This window comes from Lysinibacillus xylanilyticus, from assembly GCF_001183605.1.
In the GTDB taxonomy this organism is placed as follows: Bacteria; Bacillota; Bacilli; order Bacillales_A; family Planococcaceae; genus Lysinibacillus; species Lysinibacillus xylanilyticus.
This window is the reverse complement of record NZ_LFXJ01000010.1, coordinates 1-25114: the sequence shown is the minus strand read 5'-3', so window position 1 is coordinate 25114 and position 25114 is coordinate 1. Positions and strand designations below refer to the sequence as shown.

General features: G+C 36.4%; 25 protein-coding genes, 1 rRNA gene and 1 pseudogene. 12 read left to right on the top strand and 15 right to left on the bottom strand.

Annotation, left to right across the window (positions count from 1 at the left end):
* On the bottom strand, positions 1-1227 hold the full coding sequence (locus ACZ11_RS17795) for an MFS transporter (protein ID WP_049667884.1): 1227 nt from the start codon (positions 1225-1227) through the stop codon (positions 1-3).
* A 132-nt stretch (positions 1228-1359) separates the two neighbouring features.
* Here ACZ11_RS17795 and ACZ11_RS17790 point away from each other — a divergent pair, with 132 nt between their 5' ends.
* Complete coding sequence (locus ACZ11_RS17790; protein ID WP_049667883.1) at positions 1360-3303, top strand: helix-turn-helix domain-containing protein; 1944 nt, start codon at positions 1360-1362, stop codon at positions 3301-3303.
* 186 nt (positions 3304-3489) lie between these two features.
* On the opposite strand, the gene ACZ11_RS17785 is transcribed toward ACZ11_RS17790, so the two are convergent.
* Both ACZ11_RS17785 and ACZ11_RS17780 read right to left on the bottom strand, forming a co-directional pair.
* Complete coding sequence (locus tag ACZ11_RS17785) at positions 3490-4038, bottom strand: RNA polymerase sigma factor (protein ID WP_049667882.1); 549 nt, start codon at positions 4036-4038, stop codon at positions 3490-3492.
* 276 nt (positions 4039-4314) lie between these two features.
* The gene (locus ACZ11_RS17780; protein WP_236690903.1) at positions 4315-4692 is read right to left on the bottom strand and encodes a LuxR C-terminal-related transcriptional regulator; all 378 of its coding nucleotides are present in this window, start codon (positions 4690-4692) and stop codon (positions 4315-4317) included.
* Positions 4693-4926: 234 nt separating this feature from the next.
* Here ACZ11_RS17780 and ACZ11_RS17775 point away from each other — a divergent pair, with 234 nt between their 5' ends.
* The 3 genes from ACZ11_RS17775 (at position 4927) to ACZ11_RS17765 (ending at position 7492) form a co-directional block, all read left to right on the top strand.
* Positions 4927-5796, top strand: coding sequence for a DMT family transporter (locus ACZ11_RS17775; protein WP_049667881.1), 870 nt, complete (start codon positions 4927-4929; stop codon positions 5794-5796).
* Positions 5797-6028: 232 nt separating this feature from the next.
* Positions 6029-6826, top strand: a complete 798-nt coding sequence (locus tag ACZ11_RS17770) for a MerR family transcriptional regulator (protein ID WP_049667880.1) — start codon at positions 6029-6031, stop codon at positions 6824-6826.
* A 21-nt stretch (positions 6827-6847) separates the two neighbouring features.
* The gene (locus tag ACZ11_RS17765) at positions 6848-7492 is read left to right on the top strand and encodes a methyltransferase family protein (protein ID WP_049667879.1); all 645 of its coding nucleotides are present in this window, start codon (positions 6848-6850) and stop codon (positions 7490-7492) included.
* 168 nt (positions 7493-7660) lie between these two features.
* Here the strand turns inward: ACZ11_RS17765 and ACZ11_RS17760 are convergent, their stop codons facing one another.
* The 4 genes from ACZ11_RS17760 to ACZ11_RS17745 form a co-directional block, all read right to left on the bottom strand.
* Entirely contained in the window at positions 7661-8518 is an 858-nt protein-coding gene (locus tag ACZ11_RS17760) for a M23 family metallopeptidase (RefSeq protein WP_049667878.1), read from the bottom strand.
* 337 nt (positions 8519-8855) lie between these two features.
* Positions 8856-8981, bottom strand: coding sequence for a hypothetical protein (locus ACZ11_RS27295; protein ID WP_269079333.1), 126 nt, complete (start codon positions 8979-8981; stop codon positions 8856-8858).
* Positions 8982-9113: 132 nt separating this feature from the next.
* Positions 9114-9509 carry an NUDIX hydrolase gene (locus ACZ11_RS17755; RefSeq protein ID WP_049667877.1) on the bottom strand — a complete coding sequence of 132 codons (396 nt, stop codon included), beginning with the start codon at positions 9507-9509 and terminating at the stop codon, positions 9114-9116.
* 574 nt (positions 9510-10083) lie between these two features.
* Positions 10084-11532, bottom strand: coding sequence for a DEAD/DEAH box helicase (locus ACZ11_RS17745; protein ID WP_049667875.1), 1449 nt, complete (start codon positions 11530-11532; stop codon positions 10084-10086).
* A 326-nt stretch (positions 11533-11858) separates the two neighbouring features.
* Between ACZ11_RS17745 and ACZ11_RS27620 the strand changes: the two are divergent.
* The 3 genes and pseudogenes from ACZ11_RS27620 to ACZ11_RS17735 all read left to right on the top strand — a co-directional run.
* Positions 11859-11997, top strand: a pseudogene (locus tag ACZ11_RS27620) (tyrosine-type recombinase/integrase); the annotation flags it as partial.
* Between the two features lie 245 nt (positions 11998-12242).
* Positions 12243-13106 carry an AraC family transcriptional regulator gene (locus ACZ11_RS17740; RefSeq protein WP_049667874.1) on the top strand — a complete coding sequence of 288 codons (864 nt, stop codon included), beginning with the start codon at positions 12243-12245 and terminating at the stop codon, positions 13104-13106.
* 53 nt (positions 13107-13159) lie between these two features.
* Positions 13160-13537, top strand: a complete 378-nt coding sequence (locus ACZ11_RS17735; RefSeq protein ID WP_049667873.1) for a VOC family protein — start codon at positions 13160-13162, stop codon at positions 13535-13537.
* 351 nt (positions 13538-13888) lie between these two features.
* On the opposite strand, the gene ACZ11_RS17730 is transcribed toward ACZ11_RS17735, so the two are convergent.
* A complete protein-coding gene (locus ACZ11_RS17730) occupies positions 13889-14335 on the bottom strand; it encodes a MarR family winged helix-turn-helix transcriptional regulator (protein WP_049667872.1) in 447 nt (148 codons plus the stop codon).
* A 149-nt stretch (positions 14336-14484) separates the two neighbouring features.
* On the opposite strand from ACZ11_RS17730, the gene ACZ11_RS17725 reads away from it, so the two are divergent.
* From ACZ11_RS17725 to ACZ11_RS17715, 3 genes are all read left to right on the top strand, one after another.
* Complete coding sequence (locus tag ACZ11_RS17725) at positions 14485-14889, top strand: Ohr family peroxiredoxin (RefSeq protein ID WP_049667871.1); 405 nt, start codon at positions 14485-14487, stop codon at positions 14887-14889.
* A 28-nt stretch (positions 14890-14917) separates the two neighbouring features.
* Entirely contained in the window at positions 14918-15544 is a 627-nt protein-coding gene (locus ACZ11_RS17720) for a nitroreductase family protein (protein WP_049667870.1), read from the top strand.
* A 468-nt stretch (positions 15545-16012) separates the two neighbouring features.
* The gene (locus ACZ11_RS17715; protein WP_049667869.1) at positions 16013-17395 is read left to right on the top strand and encodes a dipeptidase; all 1383 of its coding nucleotides are present in this window, start codon (positions 16013-16015) and stop codon (positions 17393-17395) included.
* Between the two features lie 45 nt (positions 17396-17440).
* Here ACZ11_RS17715 and ACZ11_RS17710 read toward each other — a convergent pair whose 3' ends face one another.
* Both ACZ11_RS17710 and ACZ11_RS17705 read right to left on the bottom strand, forming a co-directional pair.
* Positions 17441-18013: a nitroreductase family protein gene (locus tag ACZ11_RS17710; RefSeq protein ID WP_049667868.1), complete on the bottom strand. Its 573-nt coding sequence runs from the start codon at positions 18011-18013 to the stop codon at positions 17441-17443.
* Between the two features lie 364 nt (positions 18014-18377).
* The gene (locus tag ACZ11_RS17705; RefSeq protein WP_049667867.1) at positions 18378-18872 is read right to left on the bottom strand and encodes an amidase domain-containing protein; all 495 of its coding nucleotides are present in this window, start codon (positions 18870-18872) and stop codon (positions 18378-18380) included.
* Between the two features lie 182 nt (positions 18873-19054).
* Between ACZ11_RS17705 and ACZ11_RS17700 the strand changes: the two genes are divergently transcribed.
* The gene (locus ACZ11_RS17700; RefSeq protein WP_049667866.1) at positions 19055-20077 is read left to right on the top strand and encodes a DUF2804 domain-containing protein; all 1023 of its coding nucleotides are present in this window, start codon (positions 19055-19057) and stop codon (positions 20075-20077) included.
* A 122-nt stretch (positions 20078-20199) separates the two neighbouring features.
* On the opposite strand, the gene ACZ11_RS17695 is transcribed toward ACZ11_RS17700, so the two are convergent.
* From ACZ11_RS17695 to ACZ11_RS17685, 3 genes are all read right to left on the bottom strand, one after another.
* Entirely contained in the window at positions 20200-20505 is a 306-nt protein-coding gene (locus tag ACZ11_RS17695) for a hypothetical protein (protein WP_049667865.1), read from the bottom strand.
* Between the two features lie 8 nt (positions 20506-20513).
* Entirely contained in the window at positions 20514-20729 is a 216-nt protein-coding gene (locus ACZ11_RS17690) for a hypothetical protein (RefSeq protein WP_049667864.1), read from the bottom strand.
* A 134-nt stretch (positions 20730-20863) separates the two neighbouring features.
* On the bottom strand, positions 20864-21583 hold the full coding sequence (locus tag ACZ11_RS17685) for a glycerophosphodiester phosphodiesterase (RefSeq protein ID WP_049667863.1): 720 nt from the start codon (positions 21581-21583) through the stop codon (positions 20864-20866).
* A gap of 173 nt (positions 21584-21756) precedes the next feature.
* Here ACZ11_RS17685 and helD point away from each other — a divergent pair, with 173 nt between their 5' ends.
* Positions 21757-23994, top strand: coding sequence for an RNA polymerase recycling motor HelD (helD, locus tag ACZ11_RS17680; RefSeq protein ID WP_049667862.1), 2238 nt, complete (start codon positions 21757-21759; stop codon positions 23992-23994).
* A gap of 451 nt (positions 23995-24445) precedes the next feature.
* Here helD and ACZ11_RS27580 read toward each other — a convergent pair whose 3' ends face one another.
* Together ACZ11_RS27580 and rrf are read right to left on the bottom strand one after the other, a co-directional pair.
* The gene (locus tag ACZ11_RS27580) at positions 24446-24553 is read right to left on the bottom strand and encodes an S-layer homology domain-containing protein (protein ID WP_161804479.1); all 108 of its coding nucleotides are present in this window, start codon (positions 24551-24553) and stop codon (positions 24446-24448) included.
* 271 nt (positions 24554-24824) lie between these two features.
* A 5S ribosomal RNA gene (rrf, locus tag ACZ11_RS17675) occupies positions 24825-24940 on the bottom strand.
* Positions 24941-25114 lie beyond the last annotated feature (174 nt).

Here is a 25114-nt window from a genome sequence, read left to right as displayed (position 1 = left end):
TTAGTATCCCTCCACAGATTTTATATTTGTTTGTTGCTGATGATTAACTGGTAGAGTAACAGCAATTACAGCAGCGATTACACACATAATTGCTAAAAATATAAATGATGTTTTAAAAGAACCACCTGATACATTAATTAAATAACCCATAATTGTTGGCGAAATTATCCCGGCTGCTTGACCACCAAAATTTACTACGCCAAAAGCTGTCCCAACATTTTGTTGACTGACAACACGGTGTGGTGTTGTAAATATAAACGAGGCCATAAAAGATACGAATATAAAGGCGATTGATTGATACGTAATAACTATTGCTACAGAAACCGCTGTAGACATGAGATATAAACAAATAGCTAACACAACTGCTCCAAAAATTACGCCATATTTTGAACGTCCCCCTAGCTTTGAAATAATCCGACCACTTATAATCATTCCAATAGCTGCGAAAATAGCTGGTATAGCAGCAATGAACCCTACATTTTTTAAATCTAAACCATGCACCTGCATTAAATACGTTGGCATCCATGAGCTCAATCCCCAGTTTGCAATATTAATAAAGAAGAAAATAAAAAGCACACGCATTAGATAAGTATTTTTTAATACTTTCCTAAAAGAGCCCTTCTCTTCGCTTTCCTTTCGCTCCTCTGCTATAAATGTCTGTGCATTTTTCGTACTCCACAAAAGAGCGATTACAAAAATAAATCCTAAACCAGAAATTAAGAAAAATACATGGCGCCAATCCATTACCAATAATAAAGGAGCACAAATAATAGGAGCGATAGCACTACCTATCATATTGGATGACATCATTGTCGCTTGAGCCTTTGTACGTTGCTCTTTCTGAAAATATATAGAGATTGATTTCGTACTTGCGGCAGGATATCCCCCTTCCCCAATACCAAATAAAAATCGAATTAAGAGCAATGAAGTGAGTGACCAAGCTAGCCCTGTAAATGCAGTGAAAACTGACCAAAAAACAACGGCACCAATTAATAATTTAATCGGTCCGTACTTATCCGTTAGCCATCCACCGGGAATTTGCATCACAGCATATCCAAAGAAGAACGCACTTAACACAAATCCTAGTTCAGTGGCTGATAAGGACAAATCTTTGCCAATACTAATTAAAGCTAGACTAATAGCAGTCCGGTCAATGTAAGAAACCATCCATCCAAAGAATAAAACACCTAAAATTAAATTACTGCGTTTCTTCAGTTCGACATTCATAAATCCACCCCTTTCGATAAATTATCTAAATATTAAGAAAAATAGAGGACGAAATCATTAGAATATCTTACAATGTTTATAAAAGTTCATTAGAATATATTCTGAAATTTAGGGAATGGAGTCGAAATAACGATGTCTCTAGGGGAACATGAAGAAATTATATTGAACGATGACAATTGTAGCTTTTATATTTATAGCGCAACGAAGGAATGGTCTTTATTTTCTGGTCGGCCTTGTGATATAAATCCCGATCTTAAAGAAATACATTGGGATAAACAACAGCAAAGCTTCAGTGCAACGTTATACATACTAGAGCCAAATGAGTATATTGTACAAGGGATCATATTTGGAGATTTTACATGCTATGATGAACAATTTTTAGTTTGGCAGCTAGAAAAGACATTTTATCAGAAAATCCTTATACGTCAGCGTGAGCAAAAACTAGCAATTATACAGCTCATGGGAGCGATGAATTCAACTTTGAAAATAAAAACACTTTTGCAAACTATCATGGATTTTGCCATTTTAGCTATTCCAGAAATTGATCGTGGATTTTTAATGTTATTCAACCCTGAAATGGAGCGTTTATATACAGTAGCTAGTGCGGGTGTGACAGAGCGTATTTTTGATTATGCTCCCCAATTAGGTGAGGGAATGGCAGGTTATACATTCCAAACAGGCGTATCAGGCATTTACAATTATCGAGAAACAATGGAGATCATGAGGAATATCTCAAAATTTAATCTAGACGCTTTAATGGAAGCCGTACATATAGGAAGAATCGAGAATAATACATCGATGGCTGTTCCTATTACTTTTAATGAAAGAAAACTAGGTATAATGATTGTCCATCAATATACAAATAAACGTGCTTTTCAACGAAGTGATTTAAGACTCCTAGAAAGCTTCGCATCCCAGGCGGCAGTTGCTATAAGAAATGCTGAAGCATATGAAGAAATAGAACGGTTAAATGCTTATTTTGTAAAGCAACATGAAATTCATCAAATCTTTATTAGACTATCCTTGCAAAATGTTAAAGACATAAAAATAATTCAAACAACCAAGGAATTATTACAACTAGACGTTCAATATGTAAATTTAGCAGATCGTAAAACATTTTTACAGCTTGCGGAGATGGACAAGCTCTCAACAATTAACAAAGAACAATTAATTGATATAGGCTATGTTTTTCCAATTAGAAATAAAAAAGAAACTTTTGGTTATTTAATTATTCAGGAGTTGGAGCATTTAACGAGTCAGCAACGTATGATTATTGAAAATGCGTCGATGAGTTTAACGTTAAAATCATTACAAATACAGGCTGCTGGACAAACGAATTTTAAAGAACGTTTCGAGCTTTTCCAACAACTTATCTCTGGACGCGCCCCTCTCATTGATTCTCGTTATGATGAATTAGGACTTGATATTAAGAGGCCAACATTCGTCGTAAAATTTAGGCTGAAACAATTTTCTCATAAAAATAGTATGCAATTTATTCAACATGTTCAGCAATATTTTAAAGGCCAACATTTTATATTTACACAGCGTGAAACAGTCGTTTGGGTACTACAAGGAGATATAGCGTTTCGTCAAAAAATAAAACAACAATTAACACAGGCAATCATTAGTTGGGTTCAGTTTTATCATCAACAGGTTGCAATTGGCATAGGAGCTGTACAGGATCACCTACTAAAGGTCGCTCTGAGTGCAGAAGAAAGTAAGCAAGCTCTCCGGCATGCTTTGCGCCACACAAAAAATGAAGATGAAGTAACAATTATTTGCTATGAGGAGTTAGGTATTAATCGATTATTCAGCAAGCAAAGCGAGGAAGAGCTTGGACAATTTGTCCATGATATATTAGCTCCATTATACAAACAAAAGGATGAATCTTTACTTGAAACACTTCGTTGTTACATTCATCAAAATCGTTCTATTTCGAAGACGGCTTCCGCCTTACACATTCATCAAAATACGCTCTACCATCGACTCGAAAAAATTGAGCAATTGTTAAATCGAGATTTACACAATCCTGCACATTATTTAGAAATTCATTTAGCCCTGCATTTAACTGAGTAAGAAATAAAATCGTGGTTAATCGGCGTTGTAGATGCCTTATCAGCGATGCCCACTGTTCTCCCGACTACAAAAAATCCATACAAAAAAAGATGCATCGCAAAATAATTTTGCAATGCATCTTTACTTGGATTGGCCGAGCGAATACTTCCGTCTAAGTAATTATGCTAGTGCGACCAATGCATTTAATTATGCTGGTAGCACAGACTCTACTATGGATGCATCGGCCATTAGCATTTCTTTTAAACGAGCTTTTGCACGGAATAAACGAGATTTCACAGTACCAATTGAAACTTTCATAATCGAAGAGATTTCTGCAAGTGAAAATTGGTCTATGTAGAAATACCATAATGTTTTACGATAGATTGTATCTAATTGACCCATTTTATCCTGTACTAATTTAGTAACAATATCTTTTTCAATTTTTTCTTCTGTTGAAATGTCATTGTTGGGAACCAAATCTAATATCGGTACGTCTAATGTTTCAGGTTGGTTCATCATGTATTTACTGCGTCGTGTTGTTTTACGATAGCGATCTCTAAATGTATTCATTGTAATTGTTGTAAGCCAAGCTTTAATATGTTCCACCTCGGCAACGCTATCCTCATAGCGCACAACTTTTACCCATACTTCTTGCATTAAATCTTCAGCTTCTACATTATTGCGAGTAAGTTTTAAACATAAGTGGTATATGTAACGATTGAATTCCTCATATACGCCTTCTAATTTTTCATTCATTGTGTATTCCTCCGCTTCTTGTTCTTGCTTCTATACACATTCTCGCAAAATAATGTATTACACTCTATCGTATTGGCTTTCAATTACATTACAATCGTGTAAGCTTAAATGCTTTCACTTGTAATATTCGTAAATAATGTTTTATTACTATACTTATTTTTCGAATGAAAGCTTCAAAACACACCTCTCACACTACTTTTTTATTGTGTTTTCAATAGTATTCCCTTAAATTACCTGAAACTGGTATCGCCATCCCCCACAATAATTCAGAGTTACTCATTTCAACAGCCCCAATCGAAAAGCAGAAGCGACAACCTGTGTACGATTCTTTGCTTTTAGCTTTGTCATTAGACTACTGACATAATCTCTTACTGTATGCTCACTTAAAAACAGTAAGCTACCTATTTTTTTATTGTCATACCCTTCTGCTAATAAGCTCAAAATCATAGCTTCCCTTTCCGTTAAGTGAAGTTCAGAGGAGTTCTCCACTTTTTCACCTTTTCTTGATAAAAATAACCCCAAGCGTTTCCCAACTTGTTCAAGTAACTGCAATTGATCTTTAGTGCAATCAAACTCTTCACCTAGCTGATCAAATGTCAGCCATCCAAACAATTGGTCATCATGAATAATCGGTATAAAGATAATAGAGGACAAATTAAATAATTTTATACGCTCTCCTTTTACATAATTTTAGGGTGTTAGACCATTTTTTTCATCAAACTCCAAAAATGTTATATGATAAATGAAATACTATAAAAGGAGCTGGCTATATTATGATCTTTTCACCATTATTTGAACATGATGTACCTGAAGTTATTCTCCCTTAACGGAGAATCATCATTTCTCCGTTAAGGACAGGCATTGTCTAGAGATAACGGAGGGGAAAAAATGAAAAAAACCTTATTAGGTTCCTTATATTTATCACTTGCTGCTAGCATTTGGGGCGGCATGTATGTAGTAGTTAAAGTAGTTGTCGATACCGTACCACCTATAGAGTTAGTATGGCTACGCTATATGATTGCAATTATTGCTTTGTTCATCATCGGCATTATTACAAAACAATCGTGGCGAATTGATAAACGGGACTGGCTGTTAATCTTTATGATTGGGCTAATTGGGAATACGATTTCTATCGTTGCCCAAGAGATAGGTACTATGCTGTCTACTGCTCAAATGGGAGCCATCATTACTGCAACGACACCGGCATTTATGGTTGTTTTTGCGAGGTTCATTTTAAAAGAAAAAATCACTTTAAAAAAAGCTGTTTCTATTATTCTAGCGACATTTGGAGTCTATATGATCGTCGGTAGTGCACATATCGATTCCTCACATCAATTAGGCGGAGTTGCTCTACTAATCGCTGCCCTAACCTGGTCACTGATGTCCGTCCTTATTAAACGGGTACCAGAGCAATATTCACAAATCGTTGTCACTAGCTACGGAACACTTGTCGCTATCATTGTCTTAACACCCTTAGCCATTCCACGAATAAAAAATTTAGACTTCTACGCTATGGTAGAACCATCAATCTGGGGTGGCTTACTATACTTAGGCGTTATCTCTACAGCGTGTGGCTTCTTACTTTGGAATCGTGGATTACAGATGCTCAATGCCGCAAGCGGTGGTTTATTTTTCTTCTTTCAACCAATCGTCGGCACCTTCCTAGGATGGCTATTACTAGGCGAACAAATCGGCGTATCCTTTTGGGTTGGAACTGTATTAATCTTTAGTGGTGTACTATTGGTTATTCGAGAATAAGCATACTAAAAGCTGAATGATTCATTCAGCTTTTTTTGGAATTTATTTACTTAATGAGGTCGCCTTTCGCACAAAACATCTATTGCCCCGAGCAGCCCATTAGACACCCCCAAGAAACCCTCATGTTATGAAACCCCTACTTCTATCAATACCTCGTATACATAAAAAAATAGCTACATTGTTGACCCTCCCCTTACAGGAAACATTATATTTAAAACAGGAGGTGATCGTTATGCTTACAATCGGTGAGTTTTCAAAAATATCACATCTCACATTGAAGACTCTTCGCTACTATGATGAAATCGGACTTTTAAAACCTGCTTTCATAAACGCTAAAAACAACTATCGCTATTATAATATTTCTCAATTAGAAACAGCTTTATTGATTACACGCTTAAAAAGCTATTTATTTTCATTAGAAGAAATCAAGGTTATTTTAGCTAATTGGGAGAATACCGAACTTCTTAACTCTAAAATGAAAGCCAAGCAAGAAAATCTGACACAACAGATTACATTCTATTCTGCGTTGTCAAAAAAATTAAAGCATGATATTCAACTATTAGAAGCAGAGGAAAATATCATGGGTTATTTAAATCAGATTGAGATTAAACTTGTTGATCACTTAACCTATCCTATATTTTCTCAACGCAAACAAATAAATACCGCTGATTTTCTAAAACACTTTAATGAGTTGTTTAGTAAAATTCTGTTTGAAAATTTATCATCTATTGCCAAGCCACTTGCTATTTTCCATAGTTCAGAATATGAACCTGAAAATTATGATGTAGAAATTGCCATTCCCCTTGCAATGGCCACCAATAAAACAAAAGTGTTTAATCCTGGTCTTTGCGCAATGGCTACGCTTATCGGCTCTTACGATGAATTGCCTTCTATTCATACAAAGCTGCATGTTTGGATTGCTGAAAATAACTATAAACTGAACGGTGCTCCGTTTGAAGTTTATCAAACGGACCCCTATTGCACACCAGAGGAGAATAATATCATAGAGGTATATTTTCCTATTAAATAAAAAATGAAGGAGCTTCTTAATATGTATGGGATAAACAAGTCAACGATTAAAGAAAAAATATTGATTTTAGTTGCTGAGATTATCTATTTAATCATTGCCTATTATTTGCTTTTCATTAGATATGACAAATCAGGCATTTCACTTGGACTTTTTATTGCTTTAATCATCACAGCTTTACGATTAACAGCTATGATGTTTATATGGTTGCCTAGGGGTATTGCATGGCAAGAAGCCATTATGAACAGTCTAGCTTTCGGGATATATTATTTAGGTTTCCCTATTTTAATGATTACTAGTAATCAGGATCCTAACTTAACAGTACTCATTGTAGGCTGGCTATTATTTTTAGGGGGCAGTATGTTAAACACAGTTTCAGAGTTACTGAGAAAACCGTTTAAAGACAATCCTGAAAACAAAGGTAAACTATATACAGGCGGTTTATTTAAATATGCGATTCATATTAATTATCTTGGAGATTGCCTTTGGGTACTAGGCTTAGCGCTAATCTCTAACAATATGTATAGTTTGCTTATCCCTCTAGGTTTATTTTTAGTATTTATTTTTGGCTATATCCCAAAATCTGATGATTACCTACAAAACAAGTACGGAGAACAATTTACATTATATAAACAGACAACTAAAAAACTAATCCCTTTCATTTGGTAAGTAGTAACGAAAGTATGAAAACGGTATAAAAATGATCACCTATTGTAGGGTGATCTTCTTTAATTCATTAACCAATCGCCATTTCGGTGTCAATTTCTTATCCATAAAAGAAAAAGCCTTCCCCCGCTAGGAGTAGGCTTGAATACTGCAATAAAATATTTAATTGTCTTAAGATATCGTATCCCCTTGTATTGGCTCATTACCATCTTTAAAAAGAATACGAATGGACTTTCCATATACAATATCCTGGGAATCCATTACCTGAAAATGAATATGAGCTTCTGATGAATTACCAGAGTTTCCGCATTTCCCAATAAGTTGCCCTTCTGTTACGGTGTCGCCTGATTTTACTAAAATTGAGTTCTTTTTAAAATGTGCAATCATACTAAATTCATTATTTGCATGCTCAATCACAACATAATTTCCTGCTGCATTACGTTCATCCATTTCACCAGGTACATTATCTTTTATTCCATCTACAACCTTTACGACTTTACCATCTGCTGGCGCTATAATATCCTCATCAAAAGCATAAAAATCTTCATTTCGAATTGGGCTATTTTGATAAGATTGTCCATCTTGAACTTTTACTAAATCGTAGGCATATCGCTGATTTTCATATACATAATGATAATTTACAAATTCATTCGTACCACCCCAAAAAACAAACCACTCACCTCTAATTGGCATTATGTATTTATTTTTTGTATATTGTTGATCCGTTTTTGGATAAGCAATAAAAGGCTTTATATAAAAACGCTGTATTTGATTGAGTTCATCAAAGGAAGCTACAACTACTTTCTCTCGTTTATCATCTGACCATACATAATGCGTTAAATTTTGTAATATCGTCTTTGTTTCTAATTGATAATTTTTAACACTCTTATTAAATGACGTGCTTAGCTCGATGAATTGTTCTAAAGTAACCATCTTCTGAAAGTCTTTTGATGTAGCATCATAAACTTTTTCGTAACCTTCTCTTAACCAAATATCTATGACTTCTTCTGGACTACTGAACTTTTTCATAACAACGACCCCCATTAATGTATAAATAAAACATTTAATTGTATTTACGAGGTTAAATTACGAAAAGTTTCAAGAACTACTCTTTTGCTCATTTCCATAATGAATAGTTGATTTCCGTTCTGACTGAGCCGCTTCGCCGCAGGGTTCATCTGAGACGCTCCCCCAAGGAGTTTCCTAGTCTCCTCTCCAAGTCAAACTTTACAGGCTAGTGAGGAAACAAAGTAGCGCACAAAACAAGCTATAAAACCTTGTATATCAACACTTTAATATCTTTTTAACAGTTATCATTAATTTGCAGGATATAGCATAATAAAGCATGACTTTGGGGTTATGTGGGCTAGATTGGGGCAATTAAAAACAAAGTGGCTTGTGTACAGGAATATGTCATAGATTGTATTTGATTATATAAAATAAAGGCTGTTTTCTCAAAGATTGTTGCTAATGGATCGTCTATCTTATTCAACTAAAGCACCCCGTTAGCCATCCATGTAGCGCAAAATCAACACTACACCACAGAAAATGAAAGATTTTTACGTTCTTTCATGGGAGTTTAAGTAGAAAAAGGCTCTACTCCTTATTGAAGTAAAGCACCCCGTTACTTGAATAAGGATTGAACTTTTATAGCAACTTCTTTCGGTTTAACATCAATCGATGATAATTTTTTTATATCTACCCACATAGGCAAATAAGTTCCTCTATCTCTCTCTTTGTCTGTGTACTCTTCACCTTGCCCAGTTCCGAACATTCCATTAATGATTTCAGATAAGAAAAAGTATTGAGTTCCTTTATATTCAACTTTTGCTATACACTCATTGACCTTTACTTCTACTCCCAATTCTTCAAATGCTTCTCTTTTTGCTCCTTCTTCTGGTGTTTCCCCATTTTCTATTCCACCACCAGGAAAAACATAATAAACAGAGCCATCTCTAATTCTTTGAATTAACCCAACCGTATCATTTTCTACTATTACTACCGAACCTCTATTTCGCATAGCCGTAACCTCTTTTTCATTCAAATCTTTTGAAGTATTCTACTCCGTTAGTTTAAGTAGAAAAAGGCTCTACTTCTTATTGAAGTAAAGCTACCCGTTAGTCTAATTAGAACAGAGACGCTTATTCAACAATCGCGCCCTTTAATTGAATAACGATTAACCTTCTTTTAGCTGGTTTAGTTGAATAAGAAAATAGAGCTGTCTGAACAGCTCAACGAGCTTCTACCAAAGCACGCGTTAGTACAACTAAGGTATTATTAATAAAATACATAGTTAAGAACGAATAATGCTATAAAAACTGTAATAAGTAATCCGATTTTTTGCATTCTAGTTTTTTTGGTAAACCACTCCCACCTTTTGCTTTCTTTACGAAAGCACATATAATCAATTACACACAGTAATAACGCACCCAGTAATGCCCCAGCGATATTAGACATAGTAACTACTCCTCTTCACACTATTTTTATTATAATAGTAACTAAATGAGGGTTTTAGTTTGATATCTCCTAATGTTACTTACAAGAAAAAAGTCCAGTTATGTCTTATTACCCATCGTTCTGCCAACACTAACTTTTCACTTCTTATTAGCTTCATATACTTTCAATAACTTACCTTTTATTGTTGTGTTCTTCATGCTATTCAACACAATCGGACCTTTATCATTTAATATTTCAACATAAGAAACAGTATCTAATATTGTAATAATACCAATATCCTCCACTGATACTCCGTCAATTTTTGCAATCGTTCCAACAAAATCTACTGCTCTAAGCTTCTTTTTCTTACCACCATTAAAGTATAACTTCATGATTTTCTTGTTTAGTTTTTCACTTTTTGCTTTTTTAATCGTTGGTTCAACATTCATTTTTTCTTCAAAGGCAGGTTTCTTATCTAAAACTTCCTCTTTTGAAGGAGCGTTCATTTTCGGAATCTCAAAACCAATGTATTCTTCAATTTCACTTAAAAACCGATCTTCAAAAGGTGTAACAAAAGTGATGGCTTTCCCTTTTTGACCCGCTCGTCCTGTTCTACCCGTACGATGGACATAGCTCTCTTTCTCAAGTGGCAGGTCATAGTTGACGACATGTGTTATATTATCAATATCAATCCCTCTGGCAGCTACATCAGTAGCAATCAAATAGCGAAATTCTCCTCTTCTAAAGTCATTCATTACGCCAAGCCGATCATCTTGTATCATTCCGCCGTGGATTTTATCACAGGAATAACTTAAATCTATTAACTGATCACACACAGTATCTACTCGATCTTTTGTTCGACAGAAGATTATGCAACTGTCTGGATTTTCAACAATCGTTATATCTTTAAGCATAGAAAATTTATCGTCATCTGCCACCTCAAAAAGAGAATGATCAATTTTATCAGTTGTGAGTCCCGTCGTCTTAATTTCAATATCGATAGGCGTTTTCATATAGTTAAGTGAGAGGCTTTTGACTTTCTCTGGTAATGTAGCTGAAAATAACATTGTTACTCGTTCTCGAGGTAACTCCTTGATGATGGCTTCTACCTGTTCAATAAACCCCATGTTTAACATCTCATCAGCTTCATCAATTACAAGATAGTGAATCCGATCTAAAGCCAGAGTACCTCTTTCAATATGATCTAACACACGACCTGGAGTACCGACTACTACATGTGTTTTTTGCTTTAATTCTGTTTTTTGGATAGCAAAAGGTTGTTTTCCATAAACAGCTGCTGCTTTTATCCGTTTAAATCTACCTATGTTTATGAAATCCTCTTTCACTTGCACAGCAAGTTCTCTCGTAGGTGTCAAAATTAACGCTTGAGGTTTATTTTCCTTCCAATCAATTAATTCACAAATTGGAATCCCGTATGAAGCAGTCTTCCCACTTCCTGTTTGTGATTTCACGACAAGATCCATTTTCTCTAACACAATAGGTATAACCTTACTTTGAACTTCTGTTGGATTTACGTATTCTAAGCTATCCAACGCGTTTACTATTTCATTACTTAATTTATAATCTTTAAAACTTTCTTTGCACATAATTAAGCCTCTTTTATTTTGGATTATTTACCTTATTATTTCTTGAAGATTGTTACCTTATTCAAACTACCATTATACGCGAATTTCGCCTTGTAAATGAGTTAGAATGTGAATTAATAAAAAATGACCTGCCTTTTTTGGCAAGTCAAGTGCTTGGTATTTTAACTTTTGCTTTTAGCCTTAAAGACGATTTTGCTAACTAATCATTAGTATAGGCGAATTTAAACAAATATCAATAACTTCTCGGACACTTTAAATACAATATTCCGCTAACTCTATTCACTTCTCAAACCAATCATAAAATTCATCAACACTGGTTTCACAAATTTAATGCGGATATTTTGGTTGTATCACAACGACCATTCAAGGCCAGAAATTACATTGAAGCACTACGCTCACCTATGGAGTCGAAATGATGAAGGAATCGCTCAACAAATGACTGGCAACATCCGGTTCGCCTTATGATACGGTTCACCTTTCTTAATATTAAATCTATAATTATGTATTCAACAATCTGGCCCTTTAGCTAGAGAAGGCACAATTCTTTTTCAAGAATAGCGCCCGATTGTTGAATAACTTTATTTCCATAAATTATTTGAGATATGGTTCAACCAAATTCATTAGTAATATATATGTGTAATACTTAGATTCCATTTTTATGTATAATAAAGTTATGAAAAAATAAAGATGTCTATTATGGAGATTGTATTATGTCAAAAAATGATTCTACCAATTTCGTTTTACATGCAAAAAGTGACCAATTTTACTGGGAAGGAGTTGGCCAACTGTCCATAAAAACATTTTCTAATGGTAAAGCCCATTATAAGACTAATAAAGGCATGTTTGCTGTTGAAGATAGTAGATACCTGCTCCTTAATGAAGGTTCGTACACAATTTCAATTGATGAAACAAAGGAAGTGGAATCTTTTTGTGTTTTCTTTAAAGATGGGTTTGCAGCTGAAGTCTTTAAAACATTAAAAGAAACAAGCGATAATCTTCTCAGCGATCCATTCATGAATACAAGTTCCATTTCCTTTTTTGATAAAACCTATCATAAAAATGATACTTTATCTATTCAACTTGAGTCTTTTAAACATATTTTACCTAGTCTCGAAATTAATTCTATTGGTTATGAAGAACTATTTCATAAATTAATGCAATCTATTTTGAATGAACATTTTAATACGTATAAGGAAGTTGAATCTTTAAGTGCAATACGTACTTCTACGCGTGAAGAATTATATAGAAGGATATGTATAGCTCATGATTATATAAGAGCCTATTATGACAAAACCATTAAATTAAATGACATTTCACGCATTGCTTGTCTATCTCCAAATCATTTATTAAGAACATATACACAAATATATGGTAAAACTCCTCATCAGCATATTTCAGAGTTTAGAATAATAAAAGCAAAACAACTTTTAGCAGAATTAAGTAATAATATGACCGATATTACCTTTAAACTCGGATTTCAAAATCCTGTATCCTTTAGCAAAATGTTTAAGCAACATGTTGGCATATCTCCTAATGAATATCGTAAAAAGGTGATATTGGATAAGAAAAGTTAGATAAAATAATTTATTCTTTTTATAATCTGATAATTTGAAGGGGGAAAAGTATTATGGAAAATAAAACAATCAAAAAAATTGGACAAATCGGAGTACCTGTAAAAGATTTAAATAGAGCAATAGATTTTTATAAAGAAAAATTAGATCTCTCGCTTTTGTTCAACACTAATAATATGGCATTCTTTGAATGCAATGGATTGCGGCTCATGTTAACACTTCCAGAAAAAGAGGAATTCGCGCTTTTAAGCTCAGTAATTTATTATGAAGTAAGTAATATTAAAGATACTTATGAGCGCTTATTAGGTAAAGAAGTTACTTTTATCGACGAACCACATGTTGTAGCTAAAATGGGACAAACAGAAACATGGATGGTATTTTTTAAAGATACAGAAGATAATACTCTTGCATTGATGAGTGAAGTACAAGTTTAAGAAAAACAAAAGGAGACCGTCTAAATAACATGAACGGTCTCCTTCTTTTTATGTTAACCTATGTAAACTTCATAATCTAGAGGGATTTTTACTCTTTACTTTATCACTATTTGTAATACGGTTCATCTTGCTTTATGTGAAACCAACGTTATTTATTCAACAATCTGGCCCGATTGTTGAATACAAGTTAAACATCACTCTTCAACAAACCAGCATCGTTAGTTGAAGAGCAACAATCTTTTCGAAAACAGCCAAAATAAAAAACCGCCAACTTAATAGCTGGCGTTAACATTTTGTGGCTGAATCCTATGTGATTGATCCAATAGTTCAGGGAGAGACTAATAAATCATTTTATTTCCCCAACTTCTCATCCTTAATTGGCAAGTCGTTTTGTAAAATATCTTGAAGGACGTATTTCAGCTGCATATACTGCTGCTCTGTAATATTCAATTGCTTCATTACTCGACGTGACACTTCAGGTAGCTTTTGGCGTACTTCAATTCCTGCTTTTGTTAAATAGATTTGCATTTGTCGCTCGTCTTCCTTGGAACGCTCACGAAGGACGTAGCCTGTTGCCTCTAACTTTTTTAGTACTGGTGTTAACGTACCAGAGTCTAAAAATAAACGTTTCCCCAATTCCTTCACCGTAATTTGCTCATCGTCCTCTAGGGCTAGTATGGCAATATAACCTGTATAAGTTAAATTGTATGGCTTTAATAACATCGTATATTGTCGAATGATTTCCTTTGAAGTCGCATACAAAAGAAAGCATAGTTGATTATCTAAATGATTCGGCATAGGAATCCCCTCTTAAAGTACTTTTGATACTAATATTAAAAATAAAGTTTCTACTTGTCAAACACAATTAAATTGTATACAATCTATTACGCACAATTAAATTGTACGCAATCTAATTTAACGGTGCCACATAAAAGGAGGTTAATCTTATGAAAGAATTATATACAACAACAATGATTAATAATGGTGGCCGAAATGGTAAATCGTATGCAGAGGATCAATCGTTATCATTAAATATTGCACCACCTGGATCGAAATTAGCGGATGTTACAAACCCCGAACAACTATTTGCAGCAGGTTATAGCGCTTGTTTCAATAGCGCGTTAGATTTAATTAAACGTCAAAAGAAAATTCAAGGGGCATCAACAATTAAAGCAACGGTTAAACTAATGGAGCAAGCTGCATTTGACTATGTGCTTGCTGTTGACATTGAAGGACATATTGAAGGCTTATCGATTGAAGAAGCACAGCAATTATTAGAAATCACACATACCGTTTGTCCATATTCAAAAGCGACAATGGGCAATATCAACGTAACAATTAAAGCGGTTTAATTTATATTTAGCAAAAGAGGGAAATAACATGACAACAACTAAACCAGTAAAACAAATTATGCACGAGCGTAAATCGGTTCGTAAATACAATGCTAACACAACGATTTCTCGTGAAACGATTATGCAACTGTTAGAAGATGCAACTTCATCCCCATCTTCAAGTAATATGCAGCCATGGCGCTTTATCGTCATCGATGATAAAGAAATCCAAAAGAACATTAATATTTTTTCATTTAATCAAGAACAAATCGAAACAGCATCTGCCATTATCGCTGTCATTGGAGATACAGAAATGTATCTAAATGCAGAGGAAATTTATTCAAAAAATGTTGAGCTAGGCTATATGCCAGAAGAAATTGCAAGTAAGCTTGCCCAGGATTCTCTAGCAATGTATGGTGCGGTTCCAAAAGAGGCGCTACTAAATATCGTTCACTTTGACGCAGGCTTAATTTCAATGCAAATTATGCTATTAGCGAAGGAAATGGGCTATGATACAGTCGCAATGGGTGGCTTTGATAAATCAAAATTCGCTGAATATATGGAATTACCATCAAATGAAGTGCCTATTTTATTACTAGCGATTGGCGAAGCAGCTGGACCAGCTTATGGTTCTTCACGTCTTCCAATTGAGCGCCTTGTACGCTTCAATAAATAATTAAATCGGTTGTACGAACGATTTTGGCAATGTCCCTTGAGAGGACATTGCTTTTTTATAAATAGAAAAGAACAGTGATGAAAAAATGAGCCCTGGTCTTTTGCTTAAATATATATAATTTAATCGGTTGGTACGTTCCCGAACAATAAATAAAAACCCTTAATTACACACAAACAATTCCAACTAAAAATTGACCAATTCCAGATGCTCCCCCTTCTTTAGTCTTCCTGAAAGTTCTAATAAATAATAGTACCTCATATAATCCATTGTTTCTTATTCACTTTGCAATTCTCTCAGTAGATGGATGAATACTAATTTTATAGGCATGTAATACAGACCTTTCAAGTCTTAGTTTCTACACCATGGGGGCTAATCATTAGCAAATATGGCTTTGCTATAACAAGATTCCCCAACCACATTATGCTATACTATTTCTATTATCGAAATATTTGAAAAGAGGGATTCTAGATGACAAATTTACAGCAATTAGATGCGTATTTCACAGAACATCGCGAAGCACACTTAAATGAATTAAATGAATTTTTACGTATTCCAAGTATTAGTTCTTTATCAGAGCATAAAGGAGATATACAAAATGCCGCTGAGTGGCTAGCAAACGCTTTTAAGAAGCTGAATCTTGAGAATGTCTCTATTACGCAAACTGCAGGTCACCCTGTTGTTTATGCTGATTGGTTACACGCAGAGGATAAACCAACTATTCTATTTTACGGGCATTATGATGTACAGCCGGTTGACCCATTAAATTTATGGGAAACTGAGCCATTCAATCCTACAATCCGAGATAACAAACTATTCGCTCGTGGTGCTAGTGACGATAAAGGGCAAGTGTTTATGCACTTAAAAATGATTGAGGCATTATTTGCGACAACTGGCACTTTACCAGTGAACGTGAAATTCATCTATGAAGGTGAAGAAGAGATTGGTAGTCCTAACCTTCCTGCCTATGTTGAAGAGAATAAAGAGAAACTAGCTGCTGACTTAATTTTGATTTCTGATACAGGTTTATATGGTCCTGGTAAGCCTGCTGTATGCTATGGATTACGTGGCTTAACGGGTGTCCAAATTGATGTTCGTGGTGCAAAAGGTGACCTTCACTCTGGTCTTTACGGTGGCGGTGTACAAAACGCTATTCATGCATTAGCTGACATTTTAGCATCCTTCCGCAATGAGCATGGCACAATTCAAGTTGAGGGCTTCTACGATAAAGTTTTACCATTATCTGAAGAGGAACGCGAAGCTTACCGTGCTCTTGGTTTTGATGAAGAATCCGTGAAGGAAGAAGTTGACGTGAAGGAATTATTCGGTGAAGCTGGTTATTCCTATTTAGAACGCACTTGGGCACGCCCAACATTAGAGATCAATGGTGTGTTCGGTGGCTTCTCTGGTGAAGGCATTAAAACAGTGCTTCCTGCTGAGGCTGGTGCAAAAATCACATGCCGCCTTGTGCCAAATCAAGAGCCTGATGAAATTGTAGCACTTTTAAAAGCACATATTGAAAAACATAAGCCAACTGGCGTTGAAGTGACTATCTCTGAATTCGATAAAGGCCGTCCATTCTTAACACCATTTGATCATCCATTTATCCAAGCTGCTGGTCGCTCATACGAAAAAGTATATAATGTGCCAACTGCTTATACACGTGGAGGAGGATCAATCCCTATCGTAGCTGCCTTTGATGAAATTTTAGAATTGCCAGTAGTGCTAATGGGCTTCGGCTTATCAAGCGAAAACTTCCATGCACCAAATGAACACTTCCATTTAGAAAACTTCGATAAAGGCTTACGCGTTTTAAGCGATTATCTATTCGAGGTAGCTGAATTAGAAAAATAAAAAAACAAATCCCCTCGTTAAAAATAACGAGGGGATTTTACTATGCTATTCTCCAAAAATCGTAACGATATCTGCTGATTTTTTTCGTTCTTTCCCTTTTGGTACTTCATCAAAATAACCAACTTGTAGCATCGCGATCACGCGCTCACCCGGTTGAACCTTTAGAGCTTCACGGAATTTTGGGTTATCTAGGAACCCTGGCGTTTTCCAGCATGAACCGATTCCTCTATCCCAAGCAAGCAATTGAATATTTTGAATAAAAATACTTGCCGCTCCGAAATCTTCTAAGCGCTCTTTTTGTCGAGCATCCTCTGGAACGATGACAAAAGCATAGCCACCTGGTAATGTGAATTTCGTCATTTGCTTCACTAAATCTTCATTTGAAAGCTCCTGCCATTTCGGTATCGTTAGATCACGCAATAAATTATGAAGAGCATCTAACTCCTTACCACATGCAACGACTAAACGCCAAGGCTCTCGATTTCCATGATTCGGTGCCCACACTGCATCGTCAACAATAGCTAATAAATCTTCACGATCCACCGGCTGCCCATTAAATTTTTTAATAGAACGACGCTCAATAATAGCATTCCTAACAGATAAAAATTGTTCGCTCATTTACTCTAATCTCCTTCTATAACACTACAATAATTAAGATTTATCTTCATTCAGCAAATCTCTCTTGTACCGAAAGCAAAGCGACAGGTACAGAAGACTCCCTCCTCTGAAGGTGGTGAGATAATTTCAGGTATAGTTCCTTTTTTCGGGTTCCAAACACCTACTGAAATAGAGGAACTCAGTCTAAGAACGCCACGTCCTGTGGCAACGACTGAGTGACCAACATCATGCCGCTGACGCTTCGCTTTCGCGCAAAAGACATCTGTTGGCCCAAAGCCTCCGGACGCAATTTACGCCAAGGCGAAATTGATATCTTCTATCTTTCACATTATCACAAATTGATGAGCTTTAACACTGCTATCACTTAAGCAAAACTATCTTCTATATGAATATAATAATAAATCATGCTTGGCGTATAAGCCGTTGAATCTTCATAAAAATATGGTCGATTAATACTATCTGAAGTGTGTGCGTTAACATATGGAATACCATTTTGGATACTTGTCACAATTACGGAATGGTCAACTCTTCCATCCCCTTGGAAATCATAAAAAATGATATCTCCAAGTTCTAATTCTTCGGCAGATTGTACACGCTTACCCCTCAACCCTGTTGTAGAGCCTTCCAAATACCATCTAAGGGAATGTGCAACAGACCAGCTAAAGCTCCAATTTCCATGTTGAACCCACCAACCTTTCCCTCTGTTTGGAGCACCTCGCATTGGTGCTCCTCCAGCAAGTAAACATTGAGATATATAGTTCGTACAATCAACAGTAAAATTCGGAAATGCTGGATTACGCCTGTTCCACCACAAGTTCGCATACTGTACAGCGGCCTGTCTGTTATACATTTTTGCCACGCTTCCCCTCCTTAAATTCAACATATGTATAAAGAGTGGTTTCTATTAGCTAGGTCCTCATTCATAAAAATGTCGAATGTGGTCTTAATTGGCACTAACTTTGCCAATTTTAAGATTGTTTTTGCTACAATAAGGGTAAGGAATTATAGATTTTATTTTATGAACCAGAAGGGATGTTGAAATTGAAGCAGCATGCTGAGAAAGAAATTATACAACCTACTCTTTTATGCGATAAAAAAGGTAATTTAAATCCAGCTGCCATTGGATTTGCACGTAAACCTCTCATAAACAGCAATTTAAGTGGCCATATCATGCGCAAAAAGAAATGGAATTATTGGTGTGTCTACGGTGATGAGATCATCTTCTCAGCTACTATTAGCCATCTAGACTACGCAGCGGTCTGCTTCGTCTATTTCCTTGAATATGAAACACAGCGCTACTTTGAAAAAACAATTACAATCCCATTGGGTGGAAAGTTAAAAATGCCTACGCAGGTGCTAGATTCAGTATCCTTCAAAAATAGTGAAATGATGATTGATATGACATATGTACAAAATGAAACACATCTATCAGTTTCGATCCCAGACTTCGATGGAGATGTTTTACGTGCAAAGCTTGTCATTCAGCATCCGCCTACAGATGAATCATTGAATGTAGTCATCCCTTGGAACCGTAAAACATTCCAATTTACAGGTAAGCATCATACGCTCCCTACTTCTGGGTTTGTGACAATTGGGAATCGCCGCTTCCCATTTTCCCCTGAGGAAAACTTCTCTGTACTAGAATTTAGTCGTGGCGTTTGGCCTCGTACATTTACATGGAATTGGGGAATGGCCTCACAGCGAGTTCGAGGTAGACGAATTGGACTCAATTTAGGTGGTAAATGGACAGACGGAACAGGAATGACCGAAAATGCTGTTTTCGTTGAAGGAAAAATGACAAAAATACATGAGGATGTACTGTTCAACTATAATCAAGAGGATTTAATGCAACGATGGAAAATTAAAACTAAATTCACTAACCAAGTTTCATTAACATTCTCCCCATTTTACGAGCGTGTATCTGTAACAAAAGCTGGTCTCATAAAATCTGAAGTACATCAAATGTTTGGCTACTACGACGGCTCTGTATTACTAGACAATGGCGAAACACTTGTAATCAAACAAATGCTAGGCAGTATCGAAGAAAATCGCGTAAAGTGGTAAGATTTTTAAAATTTAATTGCTATCTTTTTATACTAGGATTTAACGCACTGACATTCACACATCCTCAGCGCGTTAAATCCGAAAAAGCCTATAAATAACGCCTATTCGGCGATTTAGCGGTTTTATCCGTTGCTTTCGGCTTTTCTTTCCATAGCTCTACCGGGGCTATCCACGATTTTGGCGGTTCTATCCACGATTTTGACGGTTCTATCCACGTATTTGGCTTCTCTATCCACGACTTTGACGGTTCTATCCACGACTTTGACGGTTCTATCCACGTATTTGGCTGCTCTATCCACGACTTTGACGGTTCTATCCCCGTATTTGGCTGCTCTATCCACGGCTTTGACGATTCTATCCGTCGTTCTGGCCACTCTTTCCGTCGCTCTCGCCTTTCTATCCGTCGCTTTGACTTTTCTATCCGTCACTCTGACTTTTATCCGTCACCTTGCCTCTTCTTTCCCTCGATTTGTGGGCTATCCACGATTTTGGCTGTTCTATCCACGTCTTTGATGGTTCTATCCACGACTTTGGCTGCTCTATCCACGACTTTGACGATTCTATCCGTCGTTCTGGCCACTCTTTCCGTCGCTTTGATCTTTCTTTCGGTCACTTCGTCTCTTCTATCCGTCGCTTTGACCTTTCTTTCCATCGCTTCGGCTCTTCTATCCGTCGCTCTAACTTCTATCCGTCATCTTGGCCATTCTTTCCGTCACTTTGGCCACTCTTTCAGTCGATCTGACCATTCTATTTCCGCTTCTATCCCCACTCGGCCATTCTATCCAATTAATCAGTCAATCCAGTTACTATTTTTTCCGGGTCGTCTGTAAATATTGCCTGTACACCGAGCTGCTGTAATTGTTTCGCTTGCTCGACATCATTAACTGTATACACACGGACAATTGCTCCTTCATTAAGAGCCTCTTGAATGGATCTCCGAAATGCTGTAGGTAGGCTGACATGTATAGCATCTGCCGGAATTTGAGCTGTATAGCCGTTGAAATCAACTAAAATTTCCGCAAATAGAGCCGCTTTTTCAATATATGGCGCTCTTTGTGCGACGATCTGAATAGATTCGTGATTGAAGGAGGAAATAATTACTCTCTCTGTCATTTGATATGCAGCAACCTCCTTAATAACAAGCGCTTCTATCCCGTTATACGGAAATACATCGGTTTTGAGCTCAATATTTATACGATGATTTGTGCCTGCAAATAGCTCTAAAACGTCTCCTAATGTTGGGATGCCCTCCCCGTCAAATTTAGAAGAAAACCATGAACCATAATCAAATGCACGGAGCTCTTGTAGCGTATAATCCTTTACGAATCCAGAGCCATCAGATGTGCGATCGATTGTTTCATCATGAATAACGACTAACTCCCTATCCGCTGTTAAATGAACATCTAGTTCAATCCCCGTAATCGGAAGCTTTGATGCGGCCACAAAAGCAGCCATAGTGTTTTCTGGGTAATGTGCTGAAACGCCTCTATGGGCAAAAATATTCAAATCTGATAACCTCCTATTTCTCCCACCTCTCAACTAATTAGCAGGTGGACCATTAAAATTTCGATTTTCCTTCTTTCCTAATAAGCCTATTACAATTTCACTTGATGGTAAATATTATATATAGTAGTATGAGAATCTACTTGAAAATGTAAGTACTTAGGAGGTGCTAAAAAATGACTGCACAACATCCAGATTTTCAGGCTGAAGTGGAGCGGCTAGCTTTCACCAAAAATTACATGCAGCAAATTTTAAATGAATCACAAAGAGGTTTGAAATCTGCTCAGGAGAATATTCGTAAGTCGATGGCAGATCTTGAATATTTAGATTCCAGTTTGGGCTATATTAATATTTTAGCAAACGCTCGTTTCTTTGAAATGGCTCGAAACCAAAAGGAAGGCTTAGAGGCTATTCAAAAAAAGCCATACTTTGCCCGAATTCATTTTCAAAAGACAGGTGATCCTGAAGAATTTCTTTATATCGGAAAAACATCTTTGTTTCATCGAGAAACTCATGAACCTATTATAGTCGATTGGCGTTCACCGGTAGCAAACGTCTATTATGATGGTCGCCTTGGGGATATGGAATATGATGTTCGTGGAGAAATCCATAAGGGACATCTATTCGCCAAACGCCAATATAAAATTAATGATGGTGAATTGCTTGATTTACGGGATATTGATTTAACAACAAACGATGAATTACTGCAAGAAGCATTAGCAGGAAAAGCAGATGTGCGTTTAACAGAAATCGTCTCCACTATTCAAAAGGAGCAAAACGAAATTATACGGGCACATCTTCGTCAGCCTATTATCGTACAGGGTGCTGCTGGTAGTGGAAAAACAACCATTGCCCTACACCGAATATCTTACTTCCTCTACACAATGGGCGAGGATTTTAACCCTGAGCAGCTCATGATTTTGGCACCAAATAAGTTATTTATCGATTATATTGGTGATGTTTTACCAGAGCTTGGTGTCGATAAAATTTGCCAAACAACCTTTACCGATTACGTTTTAGCCGCGACGAAGCTAAAACTGAAACTTCAAAACCCAAATGAGCAGTTAGAATCTCTTGTTGCAGGAGAACCCCAACAGGTAGCTTCTTGGATATCTGAAATGAAGGGCTCTCTTTATTACCGTGATGTAATAGAACGTTACATTCAAAAGATCGAGCAGGAAATTGCCAACCAATTTGAGGATGTTTACATTGAAAAATATTGCATTATGCGTGCCTCTCACTTAAAAAAGCTATTTTTATATGAATTTTCTTATATGCCGATTGAAAAACGACTGGCACATATTAAAAAAGTGCTAGCAAGCCATGCCCGTCAAAAGAAACAGGCCATTTTAAATACGCTTCATAAAAAATATGATGAAGCACTCGGTAGAGCACTTGATGGATTTCGTGATGATGACAAACGTCGTCGTATTGTTACTAAGTTTATTGATGAGCGTGATGAACGCATTCCTGCCATTGAAAAAGAGTCAAAATCAACAGCCACTGTTTATATGCGACGCTTTTCTAAACATAACATCAAGACTCTCTATCGTTCTCTTCTAACTAACGCTGAGATTTTAGCAGAGCTTGCTCCAGAATGGCATTTTCTTGAGCAACAGCAATTTTTACAGGCACATGCTAAAGAGCGATGGGTGCTTGAAGATTTAGCTGCACTGTATTATTTACAAGCTCGTATAAAGGGCATTCCAGATGAATGGAAAATGCGAGTCGTTTTCATCGATGAAGTACAAGACTATAGTTTATTTCAGCTTGCTGCTTTAAAAACTGGACTTGAAACAGATATGTTTACAATGGTCGGTGATTTAGCACAAGGGATTCATAGCTATCGTTCTCTCACTGCCTGGGAACCTGTCCAAAATCTATTTCCTAGAGCAAGCTTTAGAACACTGCAAAAAAGCTATCGAACAACAATTGAAATTATGGAGGTTGCAAACAAGGTTCTAGCACAAATGGATGAACAGCTTCCATTAGTAGAGCCAGTAGTTCGTCATGGCAATGCCCCTACCTATATACAGGCTCAATCATTTGATGCCCTGCAAATTAAAGAAATTTTTGAAGCCATTCGAGCTAATGGACATCATTCAGTTGCTTTAATTTGTAAAACAACTGCAGAGGCGATTACAATGCAGCAAGCATTAAAAGACAAAAGAGTTATTTCTCAGCTTCTAACTGAAAATGAGTCCATCAATCAGCAATTATTGCTCGTTGTTCCTAGTCATTTAGCAAAGGGTCTTGAATTTGATGCTGTTATCGTAGCTGCTTTCGATACACCTTTCTACGATACGAAGGTTGATCGCAAGCTCCTTTATGTGGCGCTCACTCGAGCGATGCATGAGCTTTATTTAATTGGCCCAACTAAAAATACATTTCTATTAGAAAATGAACAGATATAATAATTAATTTCACCTTGGTGTAATTGTAGCCGTCGCTACAAAAACCTCTTTCTGAAAGAAGATAAAAAAGTCGCTATTAAGGCGACTTTTTTGCATGGAACATTTAAATCTCATTTATCGATTCCGAGGCGGTATACGGTAAAACCTCCCTCTGGATAAATACGCTTTAACAACTTTCCACCATGACCTTGGTGCTTCCCTTGGAGGAGACTTCTTTTTAGGTAGTGCCGGCATGCGCATGATAACGACTCCTTTCATAGGCTTACTAATACTATATGAAGATAGTTACAAATTTATGATAAAAAGACTCCCAATATCCTACTGTGACTTCTCGGTTTATCGCAAAAAACATTGCGGAATCTTAGTCATTTCTTGTACTACTCTTTTTACACTTATCCACAATAAAAAGAGGGATGTATCAAATATATGATACATCCCTCTTTTTCACGTTTTATAATTCAATTGCTCGAAACATAAACACGGTAAATTGCGCTCGTGTTAAGTTTCCATTTGATCTAAAATTACCGTTTTCATCGCCTAGTGCAATGTTATGGTCCACCAGAGCGGCAGTGTGATGGATTGTTTTTTGAAAAGCGAGCTTTGTCCCAGCAGTTGATATTCGAGAATTGAGGCTGCTTAGGTTGTTTCAAAGTTCCAGAATCGTACATTAGCTTCAAAGCACTGGACAATCGTAACTAGAGAGGGAAGAAAAAAGCACTCGTTACGATACATTTTCTTTCTTGTTAGAGTTTCCAACTTTTTCAAGGCCAAGGGATTATTTATTTTCACAGAAAAAAAAGCCGAGGAATAATTCCTCGGCTTTTCTAGGTGCCTAGCGACGTCCTACTCTCACAGGGGGAAGCCCCCAACTACCATCGGCGCTAAAGAGCTTAACTTCCGTGTTCGGTATGGGAACGGGTGTGACCTCTTTGCCATCATCACTAGACTATTGTCGGCTTTCAATATACATTGTATTTCTTCGTCAGCTCTGTCGTTCAGTCAGTCACGTACTTGAGTACGCTCCTTCCTTCTCTCCATCGCTTCCTCGAACTACTCGTATCTTGAAACCCTTGGTTGAAAGATTGTTCTTTCAAAACTGGATAAACGGTGCATTGAATGT